The sequence below is a fragment of the Phyllobacterium sp. K27 genome (assembly GCF_054796155.1).
Genome location: NZ_JBTWND010000004.1, coordinates 281,435 through 306,716, shown reverse-complemented (window position 1 = coordinate 306,716; position 25,282 = coordinate 281,435). Strand labels below are relative to the sequence as shown.

The window sequence follows — 25,282 nt, the reverse complement described above, 5'->3', positions numbered from 1 at the left end:
TTCGCCCCCGTACACCTCTTAGGTAATAGCGGCAAACTTTTCTACCAGTTTCGTCGGACCCGACACGATGAGCAGATCTCCGCGTTCAACAATGGTTTCGGCCGTAGCGTAGGTAAAATCCATACGTCGCCGTTTAACACCCACAATCGTTATACCGTACTTGCTGCGAATGCCCGACTCTGCCAACGTCTTGCCTATGGCATCCCGGGGGGCTCTGGTCTTGACAATGGCAAAGTCATCATCGAATTCGATGAAATCTATCATCTTGCCCGCAACAAGGTGAGCTACCCGTTCGCCCATAGCAGCCTCTGGATAGACAACATGATGCGCCCCGGTACGCTCCAGAATGCGCCCGTGGTTCGGATTGACAGCCTTTGCCCAAATATCCGGCACACCGAGTTCGGACAGGGCCAGAACGGTCAGAACACTCGCTTCGATGTCCGTTCCGATACCAACAACGGCGTGAGGAAAATCCTGCACGCCAAGACGGCGTAGAGCATCGATATTGCTGCTGTCAGCCTCCACCACATGTGTCAGGCGGGTTGCCCACGTCTGAACAAGCTCCGCGTTCTCGTCAATGCCAAGAACATCGTAATCCAGACTGATAAGTGATTGGGCAACGGCACTGCCAAAACGGCCGAGACCAATGACGGCGATACCATTGCCATGAGCGGTGTTCCTGTTAGCCAACGATTGGGCGCTCCTCTGGATAGCGGAAAGGTATATGGCGTTCATTCAGCGCCAAAGCGCTTGCGATGGTGATCGTGCCGACCCTCCCGACAAACATCAGTACGATGATGACCAGCTGTCCGGTGGGTGGCAAATCTGCGGTAATCCCCGTGGATAGGCCAACGGTCCCAAATGCCGATATGACTTCAAACAACACATCATGAAGTGGAAAGCTCGTGACACTGAGAAGCACCAGAACCCCGGCGCCAATCACACTTCCAGCCAACAGGACAACCGTCAAAGCCTGGCGCTGGACATGAGAGCCGATACGACGCCGAAACGCTGTGGCATCTCTTTGGCCGCGAATCTCGGCCCAGATCACGAAACCAAGCAGGAAGAACGTGGTAACTTTGATCCCGCCTGCCGTGCCGGCACTGCCGCCGCCGATCAGCATCAGTGCATAGCTGACCGCCAAGGTTTCAACGCGCATTCCACCAATGTCGACACTGTTGAAGCCCGCGGTCCGCAGCATAACCGACGACACAGCGGCATTCAGCACCTTTTCGGGCCATTGGAAAACGCCGAGCGTTGCTGGATTGGTCCATTCATATGCAGCGACTGCCACCAGACCTGTGATCAGCAGAAAGGCGGTCCCAAAAAGGGTGATCTTTGTATGAATGGACCAGCTGGAAGTGCGCCGCCGGTCATACCAAAGTTCATATATCACGGGGAAACCCAAACCTCCAATCACAACGGCTGTCATAATCGGAACGAGTATCAATGGATCAAGTGCAAAGCCCATAAGGCTGTCAGAATAGGTGGAAAATCCCGCATTGTTAAACGCAGAAACTGCCTGGAAAAGACCATGCCAAAGCGCATCGCTCCAAGGGGTATTATACGTATAGTGCAGGCGCAATGCGAGCACACCAGCCGTCAGCAGCTCTATCGTCACCGTAACCAATAGAATGAGCCGAAGGACATCTGCCACTTCGCCCAGCCTGATACTTTTTGTCTCCGCAAGGGCTATCAGGCGACTGCTAAGCTTTAGCCTTCGGGATACCAGGAGCCCCAGCAGTGTAGCGCTCGTCATGATCCCAAAGCCGCCAATTTGAAACAGAGCAAGTATTACGCTCTGACCGAACCAGGACCAGTAGATTGATGTGTCCTGGACAATCAACCCGGTAACGCAAACGGCCGAAGTGGCCGTAAAAAATGCTGTCAGGAATGATGCGCTTCCAGGCTCTGCTCGAGCGATAGGCAACATCAGCAATACCGTGCCGGTAAGGACCGCGACAAGAAACGCCAAGGGCACCAGACGAACAGGATGCTGAATCGGATGTCGTACCGCCAATTTACATCTTTCTTGAATTACGCCGTGATGTGCTTGCTTTCACCCGTCTACAGGACAAACAGAAACTGGTCCAGCGTGCGGCGAGCCAGATTCAACTGGATACAAAATCTCGTCCGGCCGGTTTCCATCGCAATCGGGGCCTCGATGGCCACGTGCGGCAGGTTGCTTGTCTTCAAAAACGGGGACCGATATTTGCAGTTCTACCCTGTCAGCGTTATTATTAGACACGTGACTCAACCGGCAACCACAAATGGGCTCACACGCATTGCGAGCCCATTTGTCTGAATGTTCCTACGAATTTTAAGAACAATACCTTAATCCTTTGCATTGTCTGCCGCAGGCTGCCGGCACCTGATCCGAATCCAGTACGACCTCGGCAATAGGGATCAAAAGCAAGCCGTGAAAGGAAAGATGAATGGATAGTCATCTGCTACTTGGTCTGATCGTGGTGATTGCCGTGATTATAACCGGCATTCTTGTGCTTCTCCTTAAAAAGATGGAACGAGACGACAAGAAATTCCGTTAATCGAACAGTGCGCGGCTCGGCGTGTGCCTCAAACGCTGGCAAATCAGCATACAGCCGGAAGACCGAGGTCGCTGCCGCAAAGAGGTTGCCACCTCACCCCGCGGTACTGGTTTGCTACGGTGGATTCTGTCGGCTGTGAAAATCAGGGCTCCAAAATCCAAGCATTGTACGACATTTCTGCGCCCCACAAATCTTGCCTGCCTCTATCTGGAGTCGGCTGCAATAGCTCGTATACCGTAACATTTGATAGGCTGGGTTCCTGTTTCATCGGCCAGTCTCATATTGACAGTTTTGGGAAAATATATATGCATAGGCTATGCAATTATTTGATGCTAACAAGCTTGGTGCATTCGGCACTCTGATACGCGACCAGATCGAGGGGGCATTAGGTAATTTTTCACCCAGTGCCGCGGCCGTCCTGTCGATGCTCCATTTCAAGCCGGGACTGACGACAAGCGAACTCGCCATAGTCGTTGGCGTCAGCCAGCCGACCGCAGTGCGGTTGATTGATGGATTAGAACGGCAGGCCCTTGTTGAGCGGGGGGCGCATGAGGGTCGGGTCACGCCCTTGAGATTGACGGAAGCCGGCCACCTCGCGGCGAAAGCATTGCAGGCGCGCCGACTTGCCGTTCTCGATGGATTGCTGGGTGCGTTGCAACCGGACGAGCATCAGCTCTTCGTGTCCCTGCTTGATGTAGTGCTGGCCGGTGCAACGACATCGCGCGCCTTCGCAAGAACGACGTGTCGGCTTTGCGAACATGATCTTTGTGGTGCCAATATTTGTCCGATTGGCCGTCGAGCAACCGAAATCGAGGCAGGAGAGAATAAACCTTGATTATTTCATACGAAGAACAATCACCCTCGATCGATCCGGATGCCTGGGTCGCGCAGGACGCGACGGTCTGTGGGGATGTTGTCATCGGTGCGGGCAGCAGGATAATGCATGGTGCTCGGTTAGTGGCGGAGGCCGGCGCTTCCATCCGCATCGGACGGAACTGTATCGTGCTCGAAAACGCGGTGATCCGGGCGACCGGTCGCCACGATTGCAAGTTGGGTGACCACTGCGTAATTGGTCCTAATAGCCATGTGGTTGGCGCACAAATAAGCGACGAGGTTTTCATAGCCACCGGAGCTGCCGTGTTTCACGGCGCGCATATAGGACTTGGATCGGAAGTTCGCATCCACGGTACCGTCCATCTACGCACCCGGCTTGAACCGGGTACAACCGTGCCGATCGGTTGGGTCGCGGTCGGTGACCCAGCGGAAATTCTGCCCCCAGATCACCATGAGAAAATTTGGGCTCTTCAAAAAACGCTCGATTTTCCTGGGTTTGTGTACGGGGTTGATAGAGATCAGCCTGACGTCATGAAAAACATTACAGTGCGCTTGTCTAAAGCTCTCGGAGTATATCAAGCAAAAGATGGTTGAGATGAGAGGTGTCGCGAAATTCCCGAGTTGTTCGCCTATTGAATCACAAACTTTTGCAGTGTTCGAAAATTAGGATATCCGCGACAATGGCGTCCCTTGAAATTAGCGCTTGACCTTGACACTAATGTCAAGGTGCTAAGGCGATGTGGAAAGGGATCGAGATGCAGATCAAGGAAGCAGCCGAGAGGCTTGGGATCACGCAACGTATGCTGCGCCATTACGAGAAGGCCGGTCTTATGGACGCCCGCCGCTCGGAGAACGGCTATCGCAGCTATAGCGAGGTCGACCTGCGCCGCGCGGCGCGCATCCGCGATCTGATCGCGACAGGCTTTTCCACACGCGAGGTTCGTGCCATGGCGGCGTGCCTTGCGGACGAAGGAGCGGGGCCGTGCGAAGGCGGCATTCCGCAACTATTGGAGAAGCTTGAGCACATCGACCGGCTGAGAGCCGATCTCGATGAACGGCGCGGAGCGGTGCTCAGCCGCCTGGCCATGTTCCGGGAGTCCCTTTCGACCCACCACGAAAGGAACACCCCCCACCATGCTACGCCTGATATTTCTCTTCCTGATCGCCTTCCTCGTGGGGGCCGACGAATTTTTGTTGGGGCCAATCCTCACGCCGATCGGGGCTGACCTTTCCGTCTCGCCCGAACGCATCGCTCTATTCATCACGGCCTACAGCCTTCCGCTGGCGATCATGGCTCCGATCCTCGGCGCTGTTTCGGACCGATATGGGCGCATCGCCATTCTGGTGCCCTCAACGCTTGTGTTCGGCCTGGCTTCTATTGCAACATCCTTCGTTCCTACGTTCGAGACAGGCATTGCAACCCGCATCCTGACCGGGGCAGCCAGCGGTGGAATGCTTGGCATCGCCATGGCGATGGCGGGCGATCTCGGGGAGAAGGCCGCCCCCAAGGCTATTGCCTTCGTCACCTCTGGTCTGACACTCGGCATCATCCTGAGTCCCGGCATCGGCGCGCTATCGGCGGAGATGTGGTCATGGCGCTTCGCCTTTGCGGCGCTTGGCGGACTGGCGCTGATCGTGGTTCTCGTCGGCCTTCCATCGCTACGCGGAAAGACAGCGCCCGATAAGCGACCGCACGCGGACGGTGGCAACGTGGCGGGACCGCTTTTCGTGCCGGGCGCATGGGGAAGCCTTATCGCCATGGCCTTCGGACTTGGCGGCGCGATCGGATGCTTCGCTCTGGTGGGCGAGCGGCTTCGGGCCCTTTTCGAGTGGGACACGGCGACGGTCGGTGTGGTCTATGCCGCTTTCGGCATTCTCACGCTGGTCGGCAACTTCACCATGCCGTGGGCCTTGGTCCGTGTCGGAAGCGGCCGCGCCCTGATGCGGCTCGCGCTTGTCTCCGTGCTTGCAGCGATTGTTGTCACCTATGCTTTTGATGCCCTCGGCCCAGTCCTCATTGTACTTGCACTCGCGGTCTGGGCTGTGCTTGGTGGAATGGGTGCTCCGGGCCTGCAAACCCATATCGCGCAGCTCTCCCCATCCCGTAGGGGTCTCTTGATGGCACTGGCAGGAAGCAGCATGAATCTCGGTGTTGCGGGTGCTTCAGCGCTTGCAGCGACCGTCTATCCGGCTGGTGCGGCGTGGGTCGCCGCCGCAGGTGTCGGGCTGATCGCCATTGCTATTGTGGCGTTGCGTCCGGTGCGCACGGGCAAGCCCGAAATGGTCTCGGCGGGGTAAGCTCAACTTATCGCGAAAATCCCACTAAAGATGGGCTTTAGCGACAGTCTATTGCATCAGCATTTTGCGCCTGATCTGTTCATACCGCCAACCGTCCCAAATCGATCCGGCTGGGCGACGACAAGAGCTGTTCCAAAAACTAAGCGACCTTTTGTTCGTACTCAATCCGGTTGATCAGATCGAGCACAAACTTTCCATACGGATTGGCGTGTGAATAGATCAGCGGCGTCAGACCGCGATAATCGTCCGGTGCCAACAGATCGGCCCATTTCGGTTCGATCAATACAGATTGCAGCATCCGGTTCACTGTTTTTCCTTCCCAAAAAAGCTGACTCAGTTCGGATTCGTGAGGATAAAATACTGTGAATCTCAACCAGCAGACCATATTCCGTGCAAGCCACCTATTGGAGGCGATGTCTCTATAGTCTTCTGTAAGGCCACCCTTGTCGATTTGTATGGAATGGCAGGCACTGTTCACATAGATTGCATGACATGTCGAAGACAAAAGCATCGAGCGTCGGCCTATGACAGCAAGGCTGAAAACCCTGTTACGCGTCACTGCCGCGTCAGTGGCGCTATTGAGCCTCTTCCTCTTTGCCTTGTCGGTTATCGGCGTGAGCGAGGGCAAAGCGGAAGACGATTATGTGGCGATGACACCCACACAGCTCAAAAGTAGTATCGCCTCCAGCCATCCTTCCGCCTACTACATCCTTGCCTCCAAGCTGTTTGCTGCCGGTCAGCGCGATGAAGCAGTCGTCTGGTTCTATGCGGGCCAGTTGCGCTATCGCTTTCATCTCACCGCCCATCCGGGCCTGTCGGCAGATGGCGATCCAGCGCTTTTCGCCTCGCTGTCCGAGGTGGTCGGCCGCCCAATCAATGAGTATGCCGCCGGGAACGTCGAGGATTGGAGCAATGCGATGCAGCAAGCACTCAACTGGGACGAGCAACATGAAAATGGCTTCACTTCCAAAACCGTCTACGCGGAGCAATGGCAGCAACAGCGCGCAGGCCTTGTCAAGCTCCGCAATCGTGTACGCGGCCAGGCAGACGAAATTCGCGACCAGCGTCTGAAGAATGGACTTCAAAATCGCTGAGCTTTCGGAAATCCGCCAGCAGCATGAGCCATGGCAGCGGGAGGCTTCGGCCTCATTCGCCACCCATCAGACGGCCGAGGGAAGGCATCTTCAGCGCGTTGGCGGGACCAGGAGATGCGCCGGATCGGCTGTTCATCGACAGCAGTTGCATCAAGGTCCACCGCTGCTCAGGCGGCGGAAAGGGGGCTTGGCTCATGGCATAGGCCGCACGAAAGGCAGACGAAACACCAAACTCCACGCCGTCTGCGGTGAGAAGGGGCGCCCCTGCGTCCTGCTCCTGACGCCCGGAAACGTGAATGATTGCAGGGTTGCCAAGCTTTGCATCGAAGCGATGCCACCGTCTGCCGAACTTGTCGCTGACAAGGGCTATGATAGCCAGGCGTTGCGAGAGTGGCTGGTTGAGCGTGACACCCAGTCGGTTATCCGCCCCGCAAGAACCGCAAAGGTCCAATACCATTACAACCGCGCCATCTGCAAGCAGCGCAACGTTGTCGAGCGCATGTGGGTGCAGCGGTCGTATCGGGTGTGAATGCGACGCCAGTCCTTGAGCTTTCCGAACATGTCGTCCACTCGCAGAACACCGCGTGACAATGGGAAGTATGGTTCTAGGCGGCGCATCTGTTAAATCATTCATGACAGCGCCTCCTTGCGCAACCATTGAGCCAACCCGTCGATAATGCCGCAAGTCGCAAATCACGCCGCCGCCCTCCTATTGGCGTATACCGAACGGTGGAGGCTCTTCCGCTGATGGCCCAAAGCTGCCATTCTGTAAATCGCCTCGAAAGTCCACATTGGGCAGAAAGCGGGAGCCCCAACAGAACCTGTACGGGCAGCGCCTGAGATTGGGGCTAGCGGTCTTCAACTATATGGTTGCTGCGAACCAATTCGTATCGACAACGCCTTCCAGAATACCAAGGAGAATATTTGATGCCGTGGAAACTCGATGAAACCGTCGAAACATCTGCCGGCACCGTAGCGGCGGGTCGAACTGGTAGCGGGCCTGCACTCGTGCTTGCCCACGGCTGGCCGTGGTCTTCGTTCTCATGGCATCGAATAATCCCGCATCTTGCAAAGCGTCATCATATTCACTGGTACGATATGCCAGGATATGGGCGATCCGACAAAGGCGCGGAGCGGCGCACCTCGCTCGACGTGCAGGGACAGGTCTTCGCCGAGATGCTTGCGCATTGGGGCCTCAAGCAGCCGATCGTCGTTGCCCATGATATGGGCGGTGCGACGACGTTGCGAGCGCATTTGCTGCATGGTTGCGATTTCGACAGGTATGTCCTTATGAACGTCGTCGCAATGCGTCCTTGGGGTTCGGAATTCTTCGATCATGTTGGTCGCCATGTGGATGCATTTTTGGGGCTGCCGCCGCACATCCACCAGGCAGTCGTGGAGGCTTACATCCAAGGGGCGATCGTCAATAAGATCGATTCCGGTGATTTCGAGAAACTTGTCGAACCGTGGCTTTCCGAAGAGGGGCGAAGAAGCTTCTATGGGCAATTCGCGCAAGCCGACGAAAAATATACCGCAGACGTCGAGCCGATGTTAGGGGATATTCGGTGTCCGGTAAAGATCATCTGGGGCGAGGACGATCCATGGATCCCGCTGGAGCGAGGCAAAGCGCTTCATACGCTGATCCCGCATGCCTCGTTTGAAACACTGCATGGCGTCGGCCACTTAGCCCAGCTCGAAGCCCCGCATCTCGTTCTGCAGCAGTTGAACTCATTTCTGTCATGCGAAGGCGAAGATAGATGACGCGATCGAGCGCCGGGTGGGGCGAATATTCTCTACTTGCTTTTCTCAATGTCCGCAACGGATCTGCATCTGGCCATTTTTTGAACCTGCCGCGCTCATAGGCGCGCACGAGCTGATCGATGGCCGCTTCGCCGATGCCGTGACAGACCAGAGTGTAGCCCAACGCGGCATAGCGATCGACCAGTTCGAACAACTGGGCGTCAGGCAGCATCTGAAGATTCTTCTCTCCTACAAGACCTATCCGCATGTGGACATGCGGAAGACCGGTGCGCATGCCGCCCAGATACTGGATCGCGCCATGAGGGATGAAATCGCACCGCGAACCGTCAGGGCGCATGCGCCTATGCTGGACGAAGCGAATTCCGGCCGCACCGACACTCCCGAAACGCTGGCGCTCTATGAACGTGCACGCGAGGCAGAGGGTTTGCTCGCGGTTTCCGTCAATTCGGGTTTCACGGGAGCGGATGTGGTCTGCGTTGGACCAACGGTGCTTACGACCTATGACAGCCATAATCCAGAAGCCGAGGTGGCCGCCCGGCATAGGGCAGAGGAACTTGCAGACCAGATTTGGCAAGGTCGGACCAAGAAGCGCACTATTTTCATCGACGTCGATGAGGCCGCCTCCGATGCGCTTGCCTGGCGCGGCACCCAACCGCTTGTTATCGCCGATTATGCCGACAATCCGGGCGCCGGCTCCTATGGCGACTCCACCGCGTTGTTGAAGGGCTTTACTCGATGCGGGGGTCAAAGGTGCGGTGTTCGCCCCGATGATCGACGCCAAGGCAGCGGCAGAACTGCACTGTCACAGGCAAGGCGAAACCGTGAAGGTGACGTTGGGCGGCAAGGGTGACGCCAATTTCAGCGGTCGCCCGCTTGACAGTGACGGGTGGGCTATCCAGGCTTTCGGACGGCGTATATGTCGGCGACGGGCCTATACAGGGCGGGCTTGGCCATAGTTTCGGGCCCACCGCTGTAATCGATGTTGACGGGATCGAAATCCTGGTCGTTTCAGAAGCGCAACAGATGGTTGATCTTCAACAATTGCGCGCTTTCGGGATAGAACCAACGGATCGCCGCGTGTTAGTTCTGAAGTCGATGCAGCATTTCCGAGCGGCATTCGGGCCGATTGCGGGAAGGATCATCGTCTGCGATGCGGGGCTGGCAACGCCGCGAGCGGAACGCCGTCCCAATACCCACGTGCCGCGCCCACTTTGGCCGCTCGACAAAGATTTCGAGCGCGTCATTCGTCCGTTCTCCTGCCCCCTTGCAGCGCGGCACACTGAACGGATCCATGGGCAGGTTCGGGATACATGCTGCACGGGAAAGTTTCGTCGTCACCTGTCTCACGTGCCGGTGACGCGCCAGATGACGTCGCCCACATCGTCTGCCATCAACACAGCGCCGTCGGCCGCCAGCGCCACTCCGACCGGGCGGCCATAGGAATATTTCTCGTCCGGCGACAGGAAACCGGTGAGAATTTCACGCGGCATTCCCACAGGCTTGCCCTTCTCGAAGGCGACAAATGCCAGCTTGTAGCCCGAGAGCTTGGAGCGGTTCCACGACCCGTGCTGGCCGATGGCCATGCCCGACGGGAAGCCCGGCAGTGTGCCCTCGGGCAGCCAGCAAAGTCCCAGCGAGGCCGTGTGCCCACCCAGCGCATAATCGGGTCGCAGCGCCGAGGCCACTTTGGCGTGGTCCTGTGGCACCCGCTCATCCACAACCTGATTCCAATAGCAATAGGGCCAGCCGTAGAACCCGCCATCGCTGACCGAGGTCAGATAGTCAGGCGGCGTCTCATCGCCCAGCCCGTCGCGCTCATTGACCACAGTCCAAAGCATTCCTTCCTCGGGCTCCCAGGCCATGCCCACAGGATTGCGCAGGCCGCCGGCAAAAATGCGAGACTGCCCCGATTTAAGGTCATACTCGTGAATGCAGGCGCGGTTTTCTTCGGCAGCCATGCCCGCGTCACCGATATTGCTCAGCGACCCCACGGCCACGTAAAGCTTGGTGCCATCCTTGCTGGCGATCAGATTACGCGTCCAATGCCCGCCGGGCACCAGATCCATTAGCTTTCTGGGCGGTTTGGAGATTCGGGTCGCGCTCGTCTCGTAGGGATAGGCCAAAAGCGCGTCGCTGGATCCGACATAAAGCGTCTCTCCCACAAGCACAATGCCGAAGGGCTGCCGCACATTTTCGATATAGGCGTGACTTTCCTCGGCCACCCCATCGCCGTCGGCATCGCGCAACAGCGTCACGCGGTTGGGGCTGTCACCGGAAGCGCGCGCCCTCCGCATCGTGGCCGACATGGCATGGTCGAACAAGGTACGTGGCTTTCCCGCTTCGCCCATTGATTCAGCCACCAGCACATCGCCGTTGGGCAACACATATATGTTGCGAGGATGCACAAGCCCCCGCGCGAAGGCATTAACCTTCAGCCCGGCGGCCACTGTCGGCTTGTGCCCGCCCTCCCAGCCCTTGGCCGTCGGCATCTTCAACGTCGGTATCTTGCCTTGCGGTTTGGCCTCCGGAATGACCGGCACCGTGCCATAGACAGGCGCTCGCGCGCTATCACCCGAATGACGAATGGCCGCAACACCTTTGCTGACAAAGGCAATAAATTGAGCGAATGGGGAAGACTCGGCCATGGGTTGCCTCTAGCAAGGAGGGAAATAAGGAGAGCCCGACGCTAAAGCCTTTGCGCGACCAGCACTAGAGGGCGAAAAATAAAAAGTGAGAGAACGGGTGACGCTTTGCCTTTCATTCGGTTCTTCCTCAATCTGTTTGATCGATGGCTGGGAGAGCGGCAATGTCCGTAGCAGAAGTCAGATCCTGGCCACCGGAGAAAAATCCTCTGTCAACCAAGAGCCCAGCGTCAACAATTCGCCTTCGGTTCGGGAAATCACCTATTCAGTTTGATTATAAGCCCATAACAACTTGCCCATCAGTCAATTAAGCGAGCATCACACAAATTGAGGAAGCCCCCCTCATATGATGAGTTACAGGTCAATAGATGGTGTCTATGGTTTGCATACGGTGGCGATTGCTTCGGGCAACAGCGCTTGGCGGTCTGAAATCAATGCCTGAGGAAGCGACAAAGGAAGAACAATGGAACTCAATCAGATTCGATATTTCCTGAACCTGGCGGACTCTCTCAACTTCACCGATGCCGCCATGCGCAGCGGAGTGTCGCAGCCCACGCTCACCCGCGCGATACAGCAGCTCGAACAAGAGCTGGGAGGACCCTTGGTTTGTCGCGATGGAAAAGACAGTCGACTAACAGCGCTTGGCCGCGACATACGATCCGAATTCGCCGCAATCGCGGACCGTGAGCAGCGGGTGCGGGCGATCTCCCTCAATCGGGTTCGCGACCGCCGCGAGACCTTGACGCTGGGCATCGTGAACACCATTGCACCAGCACTGATTACGGGATTCCTGAATCACGCTCTTCGACAGATGCCGATGCTTGAATTGGTTCTTCAGCCGATCACGCGTGAAGAGGGAATGGAGCTGCTCCTCAGCGGCCTGAGTACATGTCAAAGAAATTCGTCGCGTCTTGGCGTGAACGTGTCGATCAGCAACCCTTCTTGAAGTGCCACTACTCCGTGAATGAGATTGGGGGCGACGATAAAACTGCTGCCAGACGCCAACGTGGTGGTGACACCCTCGATTGTAACTTCAAACACACCTTTGGCCACATAACTAACCTGCGTATGCGGGTGCGAATGAAGTGCGCCCGTCGCGCCCTTGTCAAAGCTGAAGGCGACAAGCATCAACTCGGGGCGATGCGAAAGAACGGCGCGGCGATTTCCGGGCGATGTTACCGTCCAGCTCAAATCATCAGGCAGTGTGCAGCAGTCAGACACCTGTCGCTTCCTTTTTATGCCGGTCTTCTGCCACTGACAGGAAAGACCATGTTGCAAACACGCGAACGGGCGAAACTGACAATGCCCGCGCACGGCTAGAATTGGTTGAGTTCATCTCAAGCTTTCCATCGGCACCTTATCCATGTCGGTAAAGCTCATATTGTCTCCAGCCATTGCCCAAATGAAAGAATATCGCCCAGTGCCGGCACCGGAATGGATTGACCAGCCCGGGGACAGAACCGCATCATGGCTTTTGAGCACAAGATGCCGGGTTTCATGCGGCTCTCCCATAAAATGAAAGATACGCGTCGCTTCTGCCATCCCGAAATAGAGATAGACCTCCATTCGTCTGTCATGCAGATGCGCCGGCATGGTGTTCCACACAGAGCCAGCCTCGAACATTGTCAGTCCCACCAATAGCTGGCAGCTTTCACAGACATCCGGGTGTACATACTGGTTGATCGTTCGGGCATTGGCTTCCTCGGCCGAGCCCATACGTACTTTCTTTGCCATATCAAGCGTAATAAGGACTGTCGGACAATTACGGTGTGCGGGCGAGCTTAAAAGATAGAACTCGGCTGGATTGTCTGGGTCGTCACTCAGGAAAGACATTGCACCCTGCCCCATACCGACATAGAGCGCATCGCGAAATGCCAGCGGGTATTCAGCATTTGCAACGATGACTTTACCGCCGCCTCCAATGTTGAGAATAGCTGCTTCGCGTCGCTCCAGGAACTGGCTGGTGCCCGTTTCCTTGACGTGATCAATCACAAGGGTTTCGCTCGTTGGAACGATACCGCAGACGATCATTCTATCATGTAACTCACGGCTGATCTTCTTCATCGACCAGCCCTGAACATGGAAGGCCCGGCGAACCCGCGCAATCGTATCCACTGTCTTCAACTCCCGCTCCATCCGCTGCCAAAAGCCGGATGGTCAGATTAAATTTAAGGGGGGTCAAAATTGGATGCCGATTACCCTGTAAACAGGGTCAATTTTGCATGCCGAAACACACCTTTCTCGACATGTCCCTTGTATTTCGCGTCCAGGAGCATCCCTGGACTTGCGCCATTGGCCTCAATCACACAATCAGGAAATACTGATACTCTGCTCATGACTCCCGTACTCATCTTGGTTTTGATACCCAGTGGGAAGCCCTTTTGAGGAACCACGGCCGAGCGCCCAAAGCCCAGTCGGATTGCTACCGTCAATAGATCTTCCCATACCCGCCAAGTTGAAACGAGGTAACCAGGAGCGCGAGCTTGACCCTGCGTGTAATTGATACCAAGACCGCCAAGCACATCGACGGAAAGCTCGTGCAACGGTCTCCAATCCTTATGCCGTGCTGGGATGGTCTTACGGACATTGGAGGGTCCGTTTTGCGGTGAAAGACACAACGGCGCCTGAGAGAGATGGTTGAAATCATCAACAAGGTCGAGCCGCGCTTCGGGTCTGGTCTGATGGCTTATGCCTGGTATCGTTCAGAGCCGCTTTCCGGTTTTTCCGGTCAGACCGCAATGCAGCTCGTGAGAAACGGGCGGGCGGATGACGTACTCGATTATATTGACGCGGTTGATGCGGGCATTCACGCCTGATCGGGATGATGCACTATCGGGGGAAATTATACCGCGCGCTCAACCCCATCTACGCCAGTGAGCCGTTGTCAGGACGTGGTGCAGAGCTCTACGGTGGGCGATTCAATCCCAAGACCGTGCCCGCACTCTATCTGTCACTTTCAGTGATGACGGCTTTGCGGGAGGCTAACCAGGTGGGTAATCTTCAACCGACCACATTGGTTTCTTATGAGGCTGAAATTGAGGGAATCTTTGATTGCAGGGACATTGCAACCCTCGCGTCTCGGAACATGGACACTGTAATGCTGGAAGACCCATCATGGCGCGATCAGATGAAGGCAGCGGGTGAAGCCAAGACCCGACCTTCGCCAGAGATTTGATTGCGGCCGGTTATAACGGGCTTCTCGTGCGAAGCTTTGCTCCTGGCGCGTCTAAAGACGATTTCAATCTCGTGCTCTGGAAATGGAGTGATACTGATCCCTCTCGGCTTAGCCCGATTGACGATGAAAACCGGCTATCAAGATAGTGTCTTCGCAGAAACCCGAAGATCAGCTCTTATAGCAAGCATGTCTTCCATCGCACGAAGGCTGAGCAGGAAGCGACGACGGCGATAGAATAGATCACCCTGCTTGCCCGGAATCGATATCGCCCCGGCACCTTTCCGTGCAGGGCCGATCGAGACAAGCTATCACAACAGGAAATCGCCCTCGTCGAGTGTCGGAGTGATGACGTCATCCACCCAGAGGTTGAAATCCGCCGAACCATCCCCGTTCTCATCGATCATGACACGGGTCATGCCAGGTTCTGCAACAAGACCAACCTCACCAGCTTTGCCAGTGAGGTTATTGTAACCAACAAATGTCAGGTCGAGGGGCTCGTCATTGGCATAATCTCCGTAAAAGCCGCTGAGATCGATCTTGTCGCCCTCAGCCGAATCAAAATCCCGAATTGAACTAACGCTCTTCCAACTATAAGCGAAGACAAAGGTATCGGCTCCATCGCCACCGTAAAGCTCGTCGCCGCCATCGGGATCTTCCAGGGTGTCATCGCCTGCAAGCCCCGTCAGCTTATCACGGCCGCTCTGACCGGAGAGATGATTGGCACCCTCTGAGCCCACCAGACTGTCGCCATCATAAGGGCTGCCGATCGCATTCTCGATGCCAATCAATATGTCTCCCGTCGCATCTGCACCTTGTGTGATGCCGCCATTGAGATTGACCACTACGCCCCGCTCATTATAGGGGTCGCCGGAATATTCGACGGTATCCATGCCCGCGCCGCCGTCTATGTAATCGCCGCCCTCTCCGCCCAAGAACGTATTGTCACTGGCATTGCCGATCAGCGTATCAGCATACTCGGTTGCATTGACGTTTTCGACGTTGCTGATCGTTTTCTCGAGGAAATCACCGCGCAGGACGGTGCCCGCGTCAAGGTCGACCGTTACGCCTCCATGTTGCATGGTCTCATCTCCGGGAAACGCGTAAAATCCCCGAAACGTGATGGTATCGCTACCGCTGCCGCCATCAATCCGGTCGCTTCCGACATTGGGATTGAGATGGTCGTCACCCGCCCCGCCTTCGAGGACATCGTCTCCGTAACCGCCATATAGGCCATCATCGCCAGCTCCACCGCGGATGAGGTCGTTGCCATCTGCGCCATCCAGAACGACGCCCTTGTCGTTGCCGATCAGTGTGTCAGCGAAATCAGTGCCCAGCACCCGTTCAATGTTGCGCAGTGTGTCGCCCTCGGCCTCACCTCCGTGGCCCGTTCCGTTTTTCAAGTCAATCTGTATGCCCGCCAGCGAATTCTCATAGGTGGCGCGATCATTATCGCCCTCGCCGCCATCAAGCACATCGGCGCCAGAACCACCTTCCAGGATATCATACCCGGCACCGCCAAGCAGAATGTCATCATCATCCCCGCCGTACAGCCTGTCATCAACGGCAGTTCCGATGAGCAGATCGTTGCCTTCTTCACCGCGTAGAGAACTGCCTTGCTCGTTGCCTGGGAGATAACCACCGGTCAGAGCCGTCTGTCCACTGATCAGGATGTCGTCTCCAGCGCCACCGTACAGGCTGCCATAGCCCACGATAAGCGTGTCGTCGCCGTCGCCGCCGTCGAGCAAGTCACGCTCGCCCTCGTTGTTGCGGCCACCGGTGAGCCAGTCGTTTCCCTCTCCGCCATAAAGGCCGTCACCTCCCGCGCCGCCATCCAGGAAGTCGTCACCACCCAAACCATTGATGGTGTCCTCATCCGCAGTGCCAATCAGATAGTCTGCTCCCTCAGTGCCATCGATAACCGCTGCCGGAATGACCTTGTCTGCCGTTGCGAGGTTGGATGACTGCCTTAAGTAAGCTTCCCACCAACGATCATCAATCGGATCGGAGTCAGGCAAATAGAATTTTGTCGATTGGGAATTTCTCAACAAAGCGGCCATTACTTATGCTCCTTGGTCAAAACGTTGGGGGTTACGTCGATGGGGGAGTTGCGATGCGATGTGTGTTGATTGTTCAAACTAGCACGTATGTCGCGATTGTAAATGTGCGGCTTTCCCGCATTAACTGCTATTTGCTTGTGATTTGATAGTGAACTACAAATTAATTGTCGCGCCAAATGAATTTTTTATTTCTGGACTCTGGTAATCTACTTCAAAAATTGAAGTAGATTACTTTCGAGTGGGAACTAAGGATGGATTAACACAGTGGGGAACCCTGCCGATTCTGGTGTCATTCACTGAACCATGGAAGATTGCCCATTCGAAGAAGTGTCCATCATGACCAGCCAAGCCGCCCGGATGCAGGTCGTCACTTCAACAATGCAGGCTGCAGACTGTATTCTGGACAGTTGGCCCATCAACGCCGGCCCTAAGCTGTCAATTGCCAAGCACGCCCTACTGAAGCGTCTTGAAGGGAAAATGTCCCAGGCGTTGCGCTTATGGCCTTCGTCGAAGCAGCCAACAGCCAAGGAAGAAGATATTTGGAGAGACTTGGAAGGCTTGGGGCAGCAGAAAAGCTGAAATGGGGAAGAAATAAGAATTCTCGGCGACGGGCATAAAAGGATAGAAAATGACTTACGACAAATCAAACCGCGGGTCCCGCGACCGCACCACTGTATCGAGCGAAGAAAGGTATGAGGTGGAACACTTAATGGAAGGCATGCTGACCCGGCGATTGGGTTGGATGGATCATCTGTTTCATATCACTACGGAAGGCAGACCGGATCTCCGCCAAGTGGAAATCCACACTCTATAACTATCAGCTTGGGCGAAAACTGATTTATTTGACAAATTGAAGACTTTGGATCGCGAGCAGCACAAAGCAGAACGGCATACCGCATTTCGGCTGATCAATGAGGATGTCGTCGCCAGTATCTTTGTCGCGCACCGAGACATGCTGATACTTCACACAAGAGATAATTTCGAATTATATTACAAATACTTTTCGAACAATATCCATCTAAAAATATTGTTTGGCTGATTCTGATTTTTGTAGTTCACTACATTTGGATAACTACACCGCTTTTCAAAAGCGCCGCCAATCTCTGTTGGATAAGACGGTAGGGATACTATGAACCGCGCTGGTGCGAAAGCAGGCGAGCCGCTTTGTCGTCGCGAGAAACGATTTTGACTTAATCCGATCTGGGAGGAGGATTTTATGGCCAAGATAGAACTCAACCTGTCGTCAACTTCCGATAGGCCGGGGTGGGTACCCGACGAACCTTCAGAACATAGTGCATATTGGAAGGATTTCGCCACCCGTTACACTTATACGACGGCTGTCAATCCGGACCCGGTTCAATCCGAAGAAGGCAGTTTCGATTCCGACTTTGGCGACACCGAGATCAATCTCGTCGAGTTTTCTGAAACCCGGGTCGGCGAAGATTCCGACACGGGCGTGTCGGCGATCAGTATCGATTGGCAGGATGACGACAGCGTCGATATTGCGCTGAACCGGGCCTGGAATACCATCAAGAACATCGAGATTTCGGAGTTCACAGGCTCGGCGCTCAGGGTCTCGAACTTCGTCGATGCATGGGTGCACCTTCGCGGCGATGCCGACCGCGATATCGAGATCGACGGAGTGAAGCGGGCCGAAGTGACGACTGGCGGCGGCGATGACTACATCAGGCTCGGCATTGATAGCAACACGGGTGATTGGAGCAACGAGATACGCATCAACACCGGGGCGGGCGACGACTTCATCAATATCGGACACGCCAACCGGGACTATACCGGTGACGGCGAAGCCACTCCCGGATGGGCAAACGGCCAAATTTCCCTGGGAGCGGGTGATGATGCCATCAACACCAATACCGGCGCCAGCTATGGCGACTTCACGATTGATGGCGGTGACGGTTCGGACAGCATCAATGGCGGGTTCGGCGATGACATAATTCTGGGCGGCAACGACACGCTGAACGGTAACGATGGCGAGCCTCACCACAATTATCTGAGGGGTGGTGGTGGCGACGACACATTGATCGGCGGCAGATGGGCCACCAATCAGTTCGCCTTGGGTGACTACGGGGTCGGCGACCACATCATCGGCGGCGAATTGACCGACTCATTGTACGAAAGCCATCAATCCACGGCGTACGACATTGCGGCGGACGGTAGCAGAGCCACCATCAATGGCGCCACCGTGCAGGGAGTCGAAACTGTCGGCCTCGACTTCCTCGAGATGGCCCGGGTGACGATCAATGGCGACTTCTCTTCCGGCGACCTGGGGACCATCTCGGTCACCACCTACAGCGGCAATGCTCCCCATACAACCGCCTTCGACGTCGATGCCCGTGGCTCTGTCGGTGTCAATGTCGAACTCGGTATTGCGAATGGTCACGGCACCTTCCTCGGCGGTGGCGGAGACGACCGGATCAGTCTAGCGCCAATCGACAGCAGGGATGTGCTTGACGGCGGTGGCGGCACCGATGATTTGCACTTTCAAAGCATTTATGCCCTCAATACCATCATCGAGGGAAAGGGTTCCTGGATCGATATCGACGGCGCCCATGCCAGCAACTTCGAGAGCATCAGCATCGACGGCAGGGCTCCAGGCGGCGACCACATCACCGTCTCCGGTGACTTGGCCGAAACTGGCCTTCGCAGCGTCAATTACACAGACCGGGGTTGGGACGGCTCCATATTCGATGCCGGCGCCTCAACGGATGCCGGCATCAGCTTCAACCTCACCGGTTCGAAAGGCAATGACACCCTCACCGGGGGAGCCGGCAATGATAGTCTCGTCGGATCGAACGGCGCCGACATTCTGACAGGCGGGGGCGGCGACGACACGATCAACGGCAATGGCGGTGATGATCTCACGGGTGGCGCCGACCACTTCGTCTTCGCTTCCGGCAGCGGCAACGATAGTGTCTTCGGCTTCCAGGCGGGAAGTGGCGACGTCCTCGACATCGCCGGTTACGGATTTTCAAGCTTTGCACAGCTCGAGGAGGAAGGCAGGATTACCGTCACCGATGACTACACCCAGATTGCCTTGAGCGACGATGATTTGATTCAGGTTCATGAGACGGGACTTACGGCTGACGACTTCCTCTTTGCCTGAGGCGAGTTCGCTAGAAAGTCATCTACGGGTTTGATGTTCGCTCATACGCCAGCGGGCATCCATCCCGCGTCCGCGCTAAATTCTGCTATTTCAAACTGTTCGTCGAGAACAGACCACACGCAGAATGACGAGCATACGCCGAGGACTTGATTTTGACCGGTGCGTTGTCGAGATTTCATACCCGCATCTCCCGCACAACGCTTACCCCAGGTGTGGAGGTCCAGCAGCAGAACCGGCCTGTCGGCAAGACGAACGGCAGCGGCCGGATATTCCATACCAGATCTCAACTCACACGAGCCGAATACGGTTTCCGTCGCTCCTAAGAACCTTCCATCGGCGAACGCCGGTGGCCGCTCTTGTGTCCATAAGCCGCCATCCACGATCTCGCTTGAAGTCTCCATGGAGATGGAGGCCGTCGAAAGACTGCCTTGGTATTGCTCAAACCTGAGTCCAGCCCGTACGAATTACTAGACGTTCCACATGTTCAAACCAGAGCATCACCCGGCTTGGGCTGCCGGAGGCGGTTTCTCTAATGCCGCCTCTGTCACAATGACCGCAGTGATTCCAGCAGGATATCGTGGAAGCGATCGGGATCCTGGATTTGAGGTGAATGGCCAAGATCCTCAAACTCCACAAGCTTGGCGTCGGGGATGGCGTCCGCAGCCTTTTTCCCAAGTCGCGTATAGTCGCCAAGTGCGGCGGCAATATCGTCTGGCGCGCGGTTGGCGCCTGGCGCCGTCTTGTCGGTCGTGCCGATCATCAACAGGGTCGGAACCTTGACCCGCTCGAGTTCATACACCACAGGCTGCGTGAACACCATGTCCGATGTCAGGGCTTGGCTCCATGCCACTATGTCTCTGCCATCGCCTTGATACATGCCGGCGCTCATAGCCACCCACCGGTCATATTCGGGTTTCCATTGACCGGAGTAGTAGAACTTCTCCTGGTAAGATTTTATGCTGTCGAAGGTGGTCTTCTTTTCTGCTTCAAAGGCTGCGTCGATTGGCTGGTACGGTACGCCCCGGGCTTTCCAGTCCTCGAGTCCAATGGGATTGACCAGCACCATCTTATCGGTCAATTCCGGATACATCAGAGCGAAACGCGTCGCCAGCATGCCGCCCATCGAATGGCCAATCACGGTGGCCTTCGCAATTCCGCGCTGATCCAGCAGCGCCTTGGTGTTTTCCGCCAGCTGCTGAAAGCTGAACTGATAGCTTTTCGGTTTGCTCGACTTACAAAAGCCGATTTGGTCCGGCACGATGACGCGGTACCCGGCACTGTTTAGTTTTCCGATCGTGGTCTCCCAGGTCGCGCCACAAAAATTCTTGCCGTGCAGCAACACCACTGTTTCGCCGTTCGGCTTTTTGGCAGCGATATCCATGAAGACCATCTCAAGCTGCTGTCCCTGTCCGGTGAAGCGAAACGCATCCGTCTTGAAAGGATACTCAAAGCCTTCCAACCGCGGTCCATAGGTTTGCCGTTCCTGAGCAAACGCCATGGTCGGGGCGCAGAGCGCGGCTATGCATGTAAGGGCAAGCAGTCTTGTTGTCGACATGAGTCGTCCTTAGTCAGATATGGATGGTTGTCGGTCACCAACGCAGATAGGCAGTAGCAAGGGCTGACGCAACGTCAGATTGCCTATTGCTGGGCTCACGCTCGTCGCAAGCTGGTCGAGATTACGCGCACGGGCGCAGCGTCGATAGCAGAAGAAGGCGTCAAGCGGATCGGTGAGCTCTATAAAATCGAAGCCGAGCTGCGTGGGCTCAACCCGGAAGCGCGACTGGCGGCACGTCAGGAGCGATCAAAGCCGCTGATTATCGATTTGGAAACTTGGCTCGCTCATCACCGTGCCCGGGTATCGGCAAAGGCACCACTGAGCGAGGCTTTGAAATACGTTGCCAAATACTGGGGTGGTCTGTGTCTGTTCCTGTCTGACGGTCGCATTGAGCTTGATAACAATAGCGTCGAAAGAACGATCCGGCCAATTGCACTCAATCGCAAGAATGCACTCTTTGCAGGTCATGAAGCAGGCGCACAAAACTGGGGAATTATCGCCTCGCTGATTGAGACCTGCATGTGTGGATGGCTCCCGTGATGCAAGAGGCTTATTTGACTGATGCGCGAAAGTCGGCGGCTTGCATGTGTCCGGCCTACGTAAAGGCGGCATATTCAGCCGCCGGCCCAGATGAGGTTCGCGGATCGGGTCCATAACAAACTGACGCGCTCGAAGCGCCTACAGGTCACTGGGTGTCCCGATCTCGTCTATCAACTGTCGCGTCATCTTTCCATTCAGCGCCGTTGCACCACAACCGCCAGGACCCGGCTGATCTTGGCGATCGATACTTATGCCGGTCGGTAGGTCTCCTCGCGCGTCATCACCGCCCAAATGATCCTTGCCATTTTGTTTGCCAAGGCAACGGCCGCGAGTTTGATCGGCTTGCGAGCGATAATGCGCCCGAGCCAACTTTGAACGAAGTTCTGCTTACTCCTCGACCAGTGTATCGTAGACATCGCGCCGATGACCAGGAGATGTCGGATGGTGCGATCACCCATCTTGGTAATACGGCCCAATCGCTCCTTGCCACCGCTCGAGTTCTGACGTGGCACAAGGCCAAGCCACGCGGCGAAGTCGCGACCCGATCGAAAACCGCGGATGTTCGGCACTCCAGCCAATATGGCGCTGACGGTGATTGGGCCGACGCCGGGAATGCTGAGCAACCTGGCTGATTCAGGCTCTTCGCGGCAACTCTTCCGCATCTGAGCTTCAAAAGCGTTGATCCGCGCGTTCAAGGCGACGTACTCATCGACCAGGATACCTAGCGGTGCTCGAACCGCATCTGGGATCGGCGTCTTCGGATCAGATATCCGCTCGATCAGCGAATCAACGTGCTGAGGGCCTGCTGGCGCGATCACACCGAACTCAGCCATATGACTTCGGATTGCATTGATCAACGAAACACGCTGCCGCGAAAGAAGTTCATGCGTGCGATGCAGGACACGCGACGCCTGTTGCGTCAGCGACTTGATCGGAGCTGTGCGAACTGCCGGACGCGTCACTGCTTCGCAGATGGCCGCTGCGTCCGCTGCGTCGTTCTTTTGACGCGCGTCATAGGGCTTCACATACGACGCAGGGATCATCCGGGCGTCATGGCCAAGGGCGCGAATCTCGCGTGCCAAGTGATGCGACGAGGCGCATGCCTCCATTCCGACAACACAAGGCGGCAGTTTGGCGAAGAAGCTGAGCACCTCCTCGCGGCGAAGCTTCTTCTGAAGGATGGGACGGCCCATTGCATCCGCCCCATGAACCTGAAAACCCTCTTGGCCAGATCGAGGCCGATCGTCATTACTTCGTTCATGGATGATATCTCCCAGTTAAAGCGATCATCGTGACCGCTCTTTCACTATGGCGCCGGAAGAGGGAGCCATCCACCTCATCAAACTCAATGCCGTCGATCCGCTAACCAAAATCATCAATGGGCATAAACAGCACCACATACATCAACTGTTGCCCTGGAATTATCCCGACAAGGTGTGATTGAGACATCGCTTACTATCCACCTTCATCGTCTGAAAGTAATGGCGGAGTGGAAAGCCTTCACCTTGATCGCTTAAGTTTGACAAGATGGTCTCATCGCACACATCAACAGATAATGTGACATCGCCGTTTAGTTGTATTAGGACAATCCCTTGGAATGAACTCCCGGCTGTCCGGCGGCACCAACGTCCGTCAGCGCCCTTCTGCCGAATGTTCTGGTGCACCTTGCACCAGTTGAGATTCGGAAGATTGAGTCAGGTTCAAATACCGATCAAACTGGACAAGAATATCCGCGATCAATTGGTCGCGGGTCATGCCCATGACGTCATATCCGCGCGCGCCACTGGAGAAGTAAGTTTTCGCCTCATATCGGAATTGTGGCTTGCCGGCTCGAAGTCCTGATATTGATGGCAGTCGGTGTTCGTTTGGATTGACACCGTAGATGAAGTCGCGAACTGCATCGGCATGTGAGCGGAGCGCAACTGCCCCGTTCTCCTCCTCTTGCACAACCGTTTTGCGGCCACGATCGGATAGCTCCTTGGCCACCTGGTCGAGCGCCGGCCGCACCTCGCTGGCGATGAAACGTCCAACGTCCTTCTGACTTGGTGCCTGGAGCATCAGCGCGAGCCGGCGCTGCCAGGTCAAACCCGCAGCCGGCTGCGCAGGCGGCGTTTGGGGTGAGGTTGCGTTTGCATGCTGCTGTGCAAGGTCGGCGCGCATACCCTGAACCAATGCCCAGACCAGGGCGAGTATGACGAAGGTAAACGGCAACGCACTGGCGATCGTCGCCGACTGCAAGGCTGCCAATCCACCCGCCAGCAACAGGCTTGCGGCAACCAGCCCCTCAAGAACACACCAGAAAACACGTTGTCCGGTTGTCGTTTCTGTTTCTCCGCCGGCTGCAATGGAATCGATCACCAGGGATCCCGAATCCGACGAGGTAATGAAAAAGACCGTGACCAGGATTACCGCCAGTGTCGAAGTCAACGCCGACATCGGCAGATACTGGAAGAACTGAAAGAGCCCTACGGACACATCATCGGCAATTGCCGCCCCCAGCTCGCCCGCCGCGACGCTCGTATCTATGAAAATCGCCGTGTTGCCGAAAACGGTCATCCAGAAGAAGGTAAACCCTGCGGGGATGAACAAAACCGCAACGATGAATTCACGGACCGTCCGGCCACGCGAGATGCGCGCGATGAACATGCCGACGAACGGAGACCAAGAGATCCACCAGGCCCAATAGAAAAGCGTCCAGCGGTCGACCCAGGGCGTCGGCTCGTAGGCGTAGATGTTGAAAGTGCGCAGCACCAGGGTGTCGAGATAGAGGCCGATATTCTGGATAAAATCGCGAAAGAGGCTCGCCGTCGGTCCCACCACCAGCACAAAAAGCATCAATAGAACGGCAACGATGAGATTGATCTCGGAGAGGATACGAATCCCCTTGTCGAGACCTGTCACAACCGAAATCGCCGCTAATGCCGTGACGAAAGCAATCAAGGGCAGTTGAATTTGAGGCCCTATTGGCAATCCGATCAGATAGTTGAGGCCCGCATTGATCTGACTGACGCCCAATCCAAGCGAGGTGGCAATCCCGAACATGGTGCCGACGATGGCGAAAATGTCGACCGCATGCCCAATGGGTCCGTTGATGCGCTCCTTCAGCAGCGGATAAAGTCCCGAGCGGATCGTCAGCGGCAGGTTATAACGGTAGCCGAAATAGGCGAGCGACAGCCCCACCACGGCATAGATCGCCCAGGCATGAATGCCCCAATGAAAAAAGGTCACCGACATCGCCTCGCGTGTTGCCGCTATTGAGCGAGGTTCTGCAGTGGGCGGCAGCATGAAATGGGTCATCGGCTCGCCAACCGCGTAGAACATCAAGCCGATCCCCATGCCGGCAGCGAACAGCATGGCAATCCATGAGATGAATCGGAAGTCCGGAGTGGCGTCGTCGGGCCCCAGCTTGAGCCGGCCGTAGTTTCCCAGGCACAGGAGGAGAACTGTTGTCAGAAAAATACCGACCGCCAGCAGATAAAGCCACCCGAAGCCAGCCAAGACCGCCGATTGGAGCGCACCGAAGAGCGCACCTGCCTGCTCTGGCACAACAATACCAACCGCGAGGAAAAGGCCGATGATCAGGATCGAACCGAAGAAGACCGGCGGATTGATAACAAATGACTTGAACACGGTTCGATTATTCCCTTTGGATTTCC

Annotated in this window: 23 protein-coding genes and 4 pseudogenes; 16 read left to right on the top strand and 11 right to left on the bottom strand. The window is 56.0% G+C overall.

From position 1 onward, the window contains the following. Positions 1 to 18: 18 nt before the first annotated feature. On the bottom strand, positions 19 to 690 hold the full coding sequence (locus ACYJL1_RS22975) for a potassium channel family protein (protein ID WP_460899427.1): 672 nt from the start codon (positions 688 to 690) through the stop codon (positions 19 to 21). After that, positions 683 to 2,020: a TrkH family potassium uptake protein gene (locus ACYJL1_RS22970; RefSeq protein ID WP_460899426.1), complete on the bottom strand. Its 1,338-nt coding sequence runs from the start codon at positions 2,018 to 2,020 to the stop codon at positions 683 to 685. Before ACYJL1_RS22970 ends, ACYJL1_RS22975 begins: the two co-directional genes overlap by 8 nt. An 842-nt stretch (positions 2,021 to 2,862) precedes the next feature. Between ACYJL1_RS22970 and ACYJL1_RS22965 the strand changes: the two genes are divergently transcribed. The 4 genes from ACYJL1_RS22965 to ACYJL1_RS22950 all read left to right on the top strand — a co-directional run bounded on the left by ACYJL1_RS22965 (position 2,863) and on the right by ACYJL1_RS22950 (position 5,678). Continuing rightward, positions 2,863 to 3,381: a MarR family winged helix-turn-helix transcriptional regulator gene (locus ACYJL1_RS22965; protein WP_460899425.1), complete on the top strand. Its 519-nt coding sequence runs from the start codon at positions 2,863 to 2,865 to the stop codon at positions 3,379 to 3,381. Beyond that, the gene (locus tag ACYJL1_RS22960) at positions 3,378 to 3,974 is read left to right on the top strand and encodes a gamma carbonic anhydrase family protein (protein ID WP_460899424.1); all 597 of its coding nucleotides are present in this window, start codon (positions 3,378 to 3,380) and stop codon (positions 3,972 to 3,974) included. Before ACYJL1_RS22965 ends, ACYJL1_RS22960 begins: the two co-directional genes overlap by 4 nt. A gap of 143 nt (positions 3,975 to 4,117) precedes the next feature. After that, positions 4,118 to 4,606, top strand: a complete 489-nt coding sequence (locus ACYJL1_RS22955) for a MerR family transcriptional regulator (protein ID WP_460899423.1) — start codon at positions 4,118 to 4,120, stop codon at positions 4,604 to 4,606. Continuing rightward, positions 4,515 to 5,678 (top strand): MFS transporter, encoded by a 1,164-nt coding sequence (locus ACYJL1_RS22950; RefSeq protein WP_460899422.1) that lies wholly within the window; start codon positions 4,515 to 4,517, stop codon positions 5,676 to 5,678. Before ACYJL1_RS22955 ends, ACYJL1_RS22950 begins: the two co-directional genes overlap by 92 nt. A 139-nt stretch (positions 5,679 to 5,817) precedes the next feature. On the opposite strand, the gene ACYJL1_RS22945 is transcribed toward ACYJL1_RS22950, so the two are convergent. Continuing rightward, positions 5,818 to 5,985 (bottom strand): hypothetical protein, encoded by a 168-nt coding sequence (locus ACYJL1_RS22945; RefSeq protein ID WP_460900017.1) that lies wholly within the window; start codon positions 5,983 to 5,985, stop codon positions 5,818 to 5,820. Positions 5,986 to 6,202: 217 nt separating this feature from the next. On the opposite strand from ACYJL1_RS22945, the gene ACYJL1_RS22940 reads away from it, so the two are divergent. The 6 genes from ACYJL1_RS22940 (at position 6,203) to ACYJL1_RS22915 (ending at position 9,973) form a co-directional block, all read left to right on the top strand. Further along, positions 6,203 to 6,772, top strand: coding sequence for a hypothetical protein (locus ACYJL1_RS22940; RefSeq protein ID WP_460899421.1), 570 nt, complete (start codon positions 6,203 to 6,205; stop codon positions 6,770 to 6,772). Beyond that, positions 6,753 to 7,301 (top strand): transposase, encoded by a 549-nt coding sequence (locus ACYJL1_RS22935; RefSeq protein ID WP_460899420.1) that lies wholly within the window; start codon positions 6,753 to 6,755, stop codon positions 7,299 to 7,301. The genes ACYJL1_RS22940 and ACYJL1_RS22935 overlap by 20 nt, the downstream gene beginning before the upstream one ends. A 398-nt stretch (positions 7,302 to 7,699) precedes the next feature. After that, on the top strand, positions 7,700 to 8,533 hold the full coding sequence (locus ACYJL1_RS22930) for an alpha/beta fold hydrolase (RefSeq protein WP_460899419.1): 834 nt from the start codon (positions 7,700 to 7,702) through the stop codon (positions 8,531 to 8,533). A 139-nt stretch (positions 8,534 to 8,672) separates the two neighbouring features. After that, positions 8,673 to 9,383 (top strand): M81 family metallopeptidase, encoded by a 711-nt coding sequence (locus ACYJL1_RS22925; RefSeq protein WP_460899418.1) that lies wholly within the window; start codon positions 8,673 to 8,675, stop codon positions 9,381 to 9,383. Next, positions 9,301 to 9,489, top strand: a complete 189-nt coding sequence (locus ACYJL1_RS22920; RefSeq protein WP_460899417.1) for a hypothetical protein — start codon at positions 9,301 to 9,303, stop codon at positions 9,487 to 9,489. Before ACYJL1_RS22925 ends, ACYJL1_RS22920 begins: the two co-directional genes overlap by 83 nt. Beyond that, the gene (locus ACYJL1_RS22915) at positions 9,413 to 9,973 is read left to right on the top strand and encodes an MlrC C-terminal domain-containing protein (RefSeq protein ID WP_460899973.1); all 561 of its coding nucleotides are present in this window, start codon (positions 9,413 to 9,415) and stop codon (positions 9,971 to 9,973) included. Before ACYJL1_RS22920 ends, ACYJL1_RS22915 begins: the two co-directional genes overlap by 77 nt. On the opposite strand, the gene ACYJL1_RS22910 is transcribed toward ACYJL1_RS22915, so the two are convergent. Then, positions 9,877 to 11,178 (bottom strand): PQQ-dependent sugar dehydrogenase, encoded by a 1,302-nt coding sequence (locus ACYJL1_RS22910; RefSeq protein WP_460899416.1) that lies wholly within the window; start codon positions 11,176 to 11,178, stop codon positions 9,877 to 9,879. The genes ACYJL1_RS22915 and ACYJL1_RS22910 overlap by 97 nt on opposite strands. Before the next feature lie 460 nt (positions 11,179 to 11,638). On the opposite strand from ACYJL1_RS22910, the gene ACYJL1_RS22905 reads away from it, so the two are divergent. Next, positions 11,639 to 12,121, top strand: coding sequence for a LysR family transcriptional regulator (locus tag ACYJL1_RS22905; protein ID WP_460899415.1), 483 nt, complete (start codon positions 11,639 to 11,641; stop codon positions 12,119 to 12,121). On the opposite strand, the gene ACYJL1_RS22900 is transcribed toward ACYJL1_RS22905, so the two are convergent. Genes ACYJL1_RS22900 through kduI form a run of 3 tightly spaced genes read right to left on the bottom strand, consistent with a single transcriptional unit; the run spans position 12,067 to position 13,311 of the window. Beyond that, positions 12,067 to 12,396 carry a cupin domain-containing protein gene (locus ACYJL1_RS22900; RefSeq protein WP_460899414.1) on the bottom strand — a complete coding sequence of 110 codons (330 nt, stop codon included), beginning with the start codon at positions 12,394 to 12,396 and terminating at the stop codon, positions 12,067 to 12,069. The two genes, ACYJL1_RS22905 and ACYJL1_RS22900, sit on opposite strands and share 55 nt — an antisense overlap. Beyond that, the gene (locus ACYJL1_RS22895) at positions 12,389 to 12,511 is read right to left on the bottom strand and encodes a hypothetical protein (RefSeq protein ID WP_460899413.1); all 123 of its coding nucleotides are present in this window, start codon (positions 12,509 to 12,511) and stop codon (positions 12,389 to 12,391) included. Before ACYJL1_RS22895 ends, ACYJL1_RS22900 begins: the two co-directional genes overlap by 8 nt. Next, the gene (gene kduI, locus ACYJL1_RS22890) at positions 12,508 to 13,311 is read right to left on the bottom strand and encodes a 5-dehydro-4-deoxy-D-glucuronate isomerase (protein WP_460899412.1); all 804 of its coding nucleotides are present in this window, start codon (positions 13,309 to 13,311) and stop codon (positions 12,508 to 12,510) included. Before kduI ends, ACYJL1_RS22895 begins: the two co-directional genes overlap by 4 nt. A gap of 473 nt (positions 13,312 to 13,784) precedes the next feature. On the opposite strand from kduI, the pseudogene ACYJL1_RS22885 reads away from it, so the two are divergent. Both ACYJL1_RS22885 and ACYJL1_RS22880 read left to right on the top strand, forming a co-directional pair. After that, positions 13,785 to 13,991: pseudogene (locus ACYJL1_RS22885) on the top strand (antitoxin Xre/MbcA/ParS toxin-binding domain-containing protein); the annotation flags it as partial. Between the two features lie 8 nt (positions 13,992 to 13,999). After that, positions 14,000 to 14,496, top strand: a pseudogene (locus tag ACYJL1_RS22880) (RES family NAD+ phosphorylase). Between the two features lie 162 nt (positions 14,497 to 14,658). On the opposite strand, the gene ACYJL1_RS22875 reads toward ACYJL1_RS22880, so the two are convergent. Next, positions 14,659 to 16,407, bottom strand: coding sequence for a calcium-binding protein (locus ACYJL1_RS22875; protein WP_460899411.1), 1,749 nt, complete (start codon positions 16,405 to 16,407; stop codon positions 14,659 to 14,661). Between the two features lie 336 nt (positions 16,408 to 16,743). On the opposite strand from ACYJL1_RS22875, the gene ACYJL1_RS22870 reads away from it, so the two are divergent. Continuing rightward, the gene (locus ACYJL1_RS22870; RefSeq protein ID WP_460899410.1) at positions 16,744 to 16,986 is read left to right on the top strand and encodes a DUF982 domain-containing protein; all 243 of its coding nucleotides are present in this window, start codon (positions 16,744 to 16,746) and stop codon (positions 16,984 to 16,986) included. A 637-nt stretch (positions 16,987 to 17,623) separates the two neighbouring features. Next, the gene (locus ACYJL1_RS22865; protein ID WP_460899409.1) at positions 17,624 to 19,531 is read left to right on the top strand and encodes a calcium-binding protein; all 1,908 of its coding nucleotides are present in this window, start codon (positions 17,624 to 17,626) and stop codon (positions 19,529 to 19,531) included. Between the two features lie 544 nt (positions 19,532 to 20,075). Here ACYJL1_RS22865 and ACYJL1_RS22860 read toward each other — a convergent pair. After that, a complete protein-coding gene (locus tag ACYJL1_RS22860; protein ID WP_460899408.1) occupies positions 20,076 to 21,029 on the bottom strand; it encodes an alpha/beta fold hydrolase in 954 nt (317 codons plus the stop codon). Positions 21,030 to 21,161: 132 nt separating this feature from the next. Here ACYJL1_RS22860 and ACYJL1_RS22855 point away from each other — a divergent pair. Further along, positions 21,162 to 21,605, top strand: a pseudogene (locus ACYJL1_RS22855) (IS66 family transposase); the annotation flags it as partial. 269 nt (positions 21,606 to 21,874) lie between these two features. On the opposite strand, the pseudogene ACYJL1_RS22850 reads toward ACYJL1_RS22855, so the two are convergent. Both ACYJL1_RS22850 and ACYJL1_RS22845 read right to left on the bottom strand, forming a co-directional pair. Next, positions 21,875 to 22,887: pseudogene (locus tag ACYJL1_RS22850) on the bottom strand (IS110 family RNA-guided transposase). Positions 22,888 to 23,258: 371 nt separating this feature from the next. Next, positions 23,259 to 25,256 carry a BCCT family transporter gene (locus tag ACYJL1_RS22845; RefSeq protein ID WP_460899972.1) on the bottom strand — a complete coding sequence of 666 codons (1,998 nt, stop codon included), beginning with the start codon at positions 25,254 to 25,256 and terminating at the stop codon, positions 23,259 to 23,261. Positions 25,257 to 25,282: the final 26 nt, after the last annotated feature.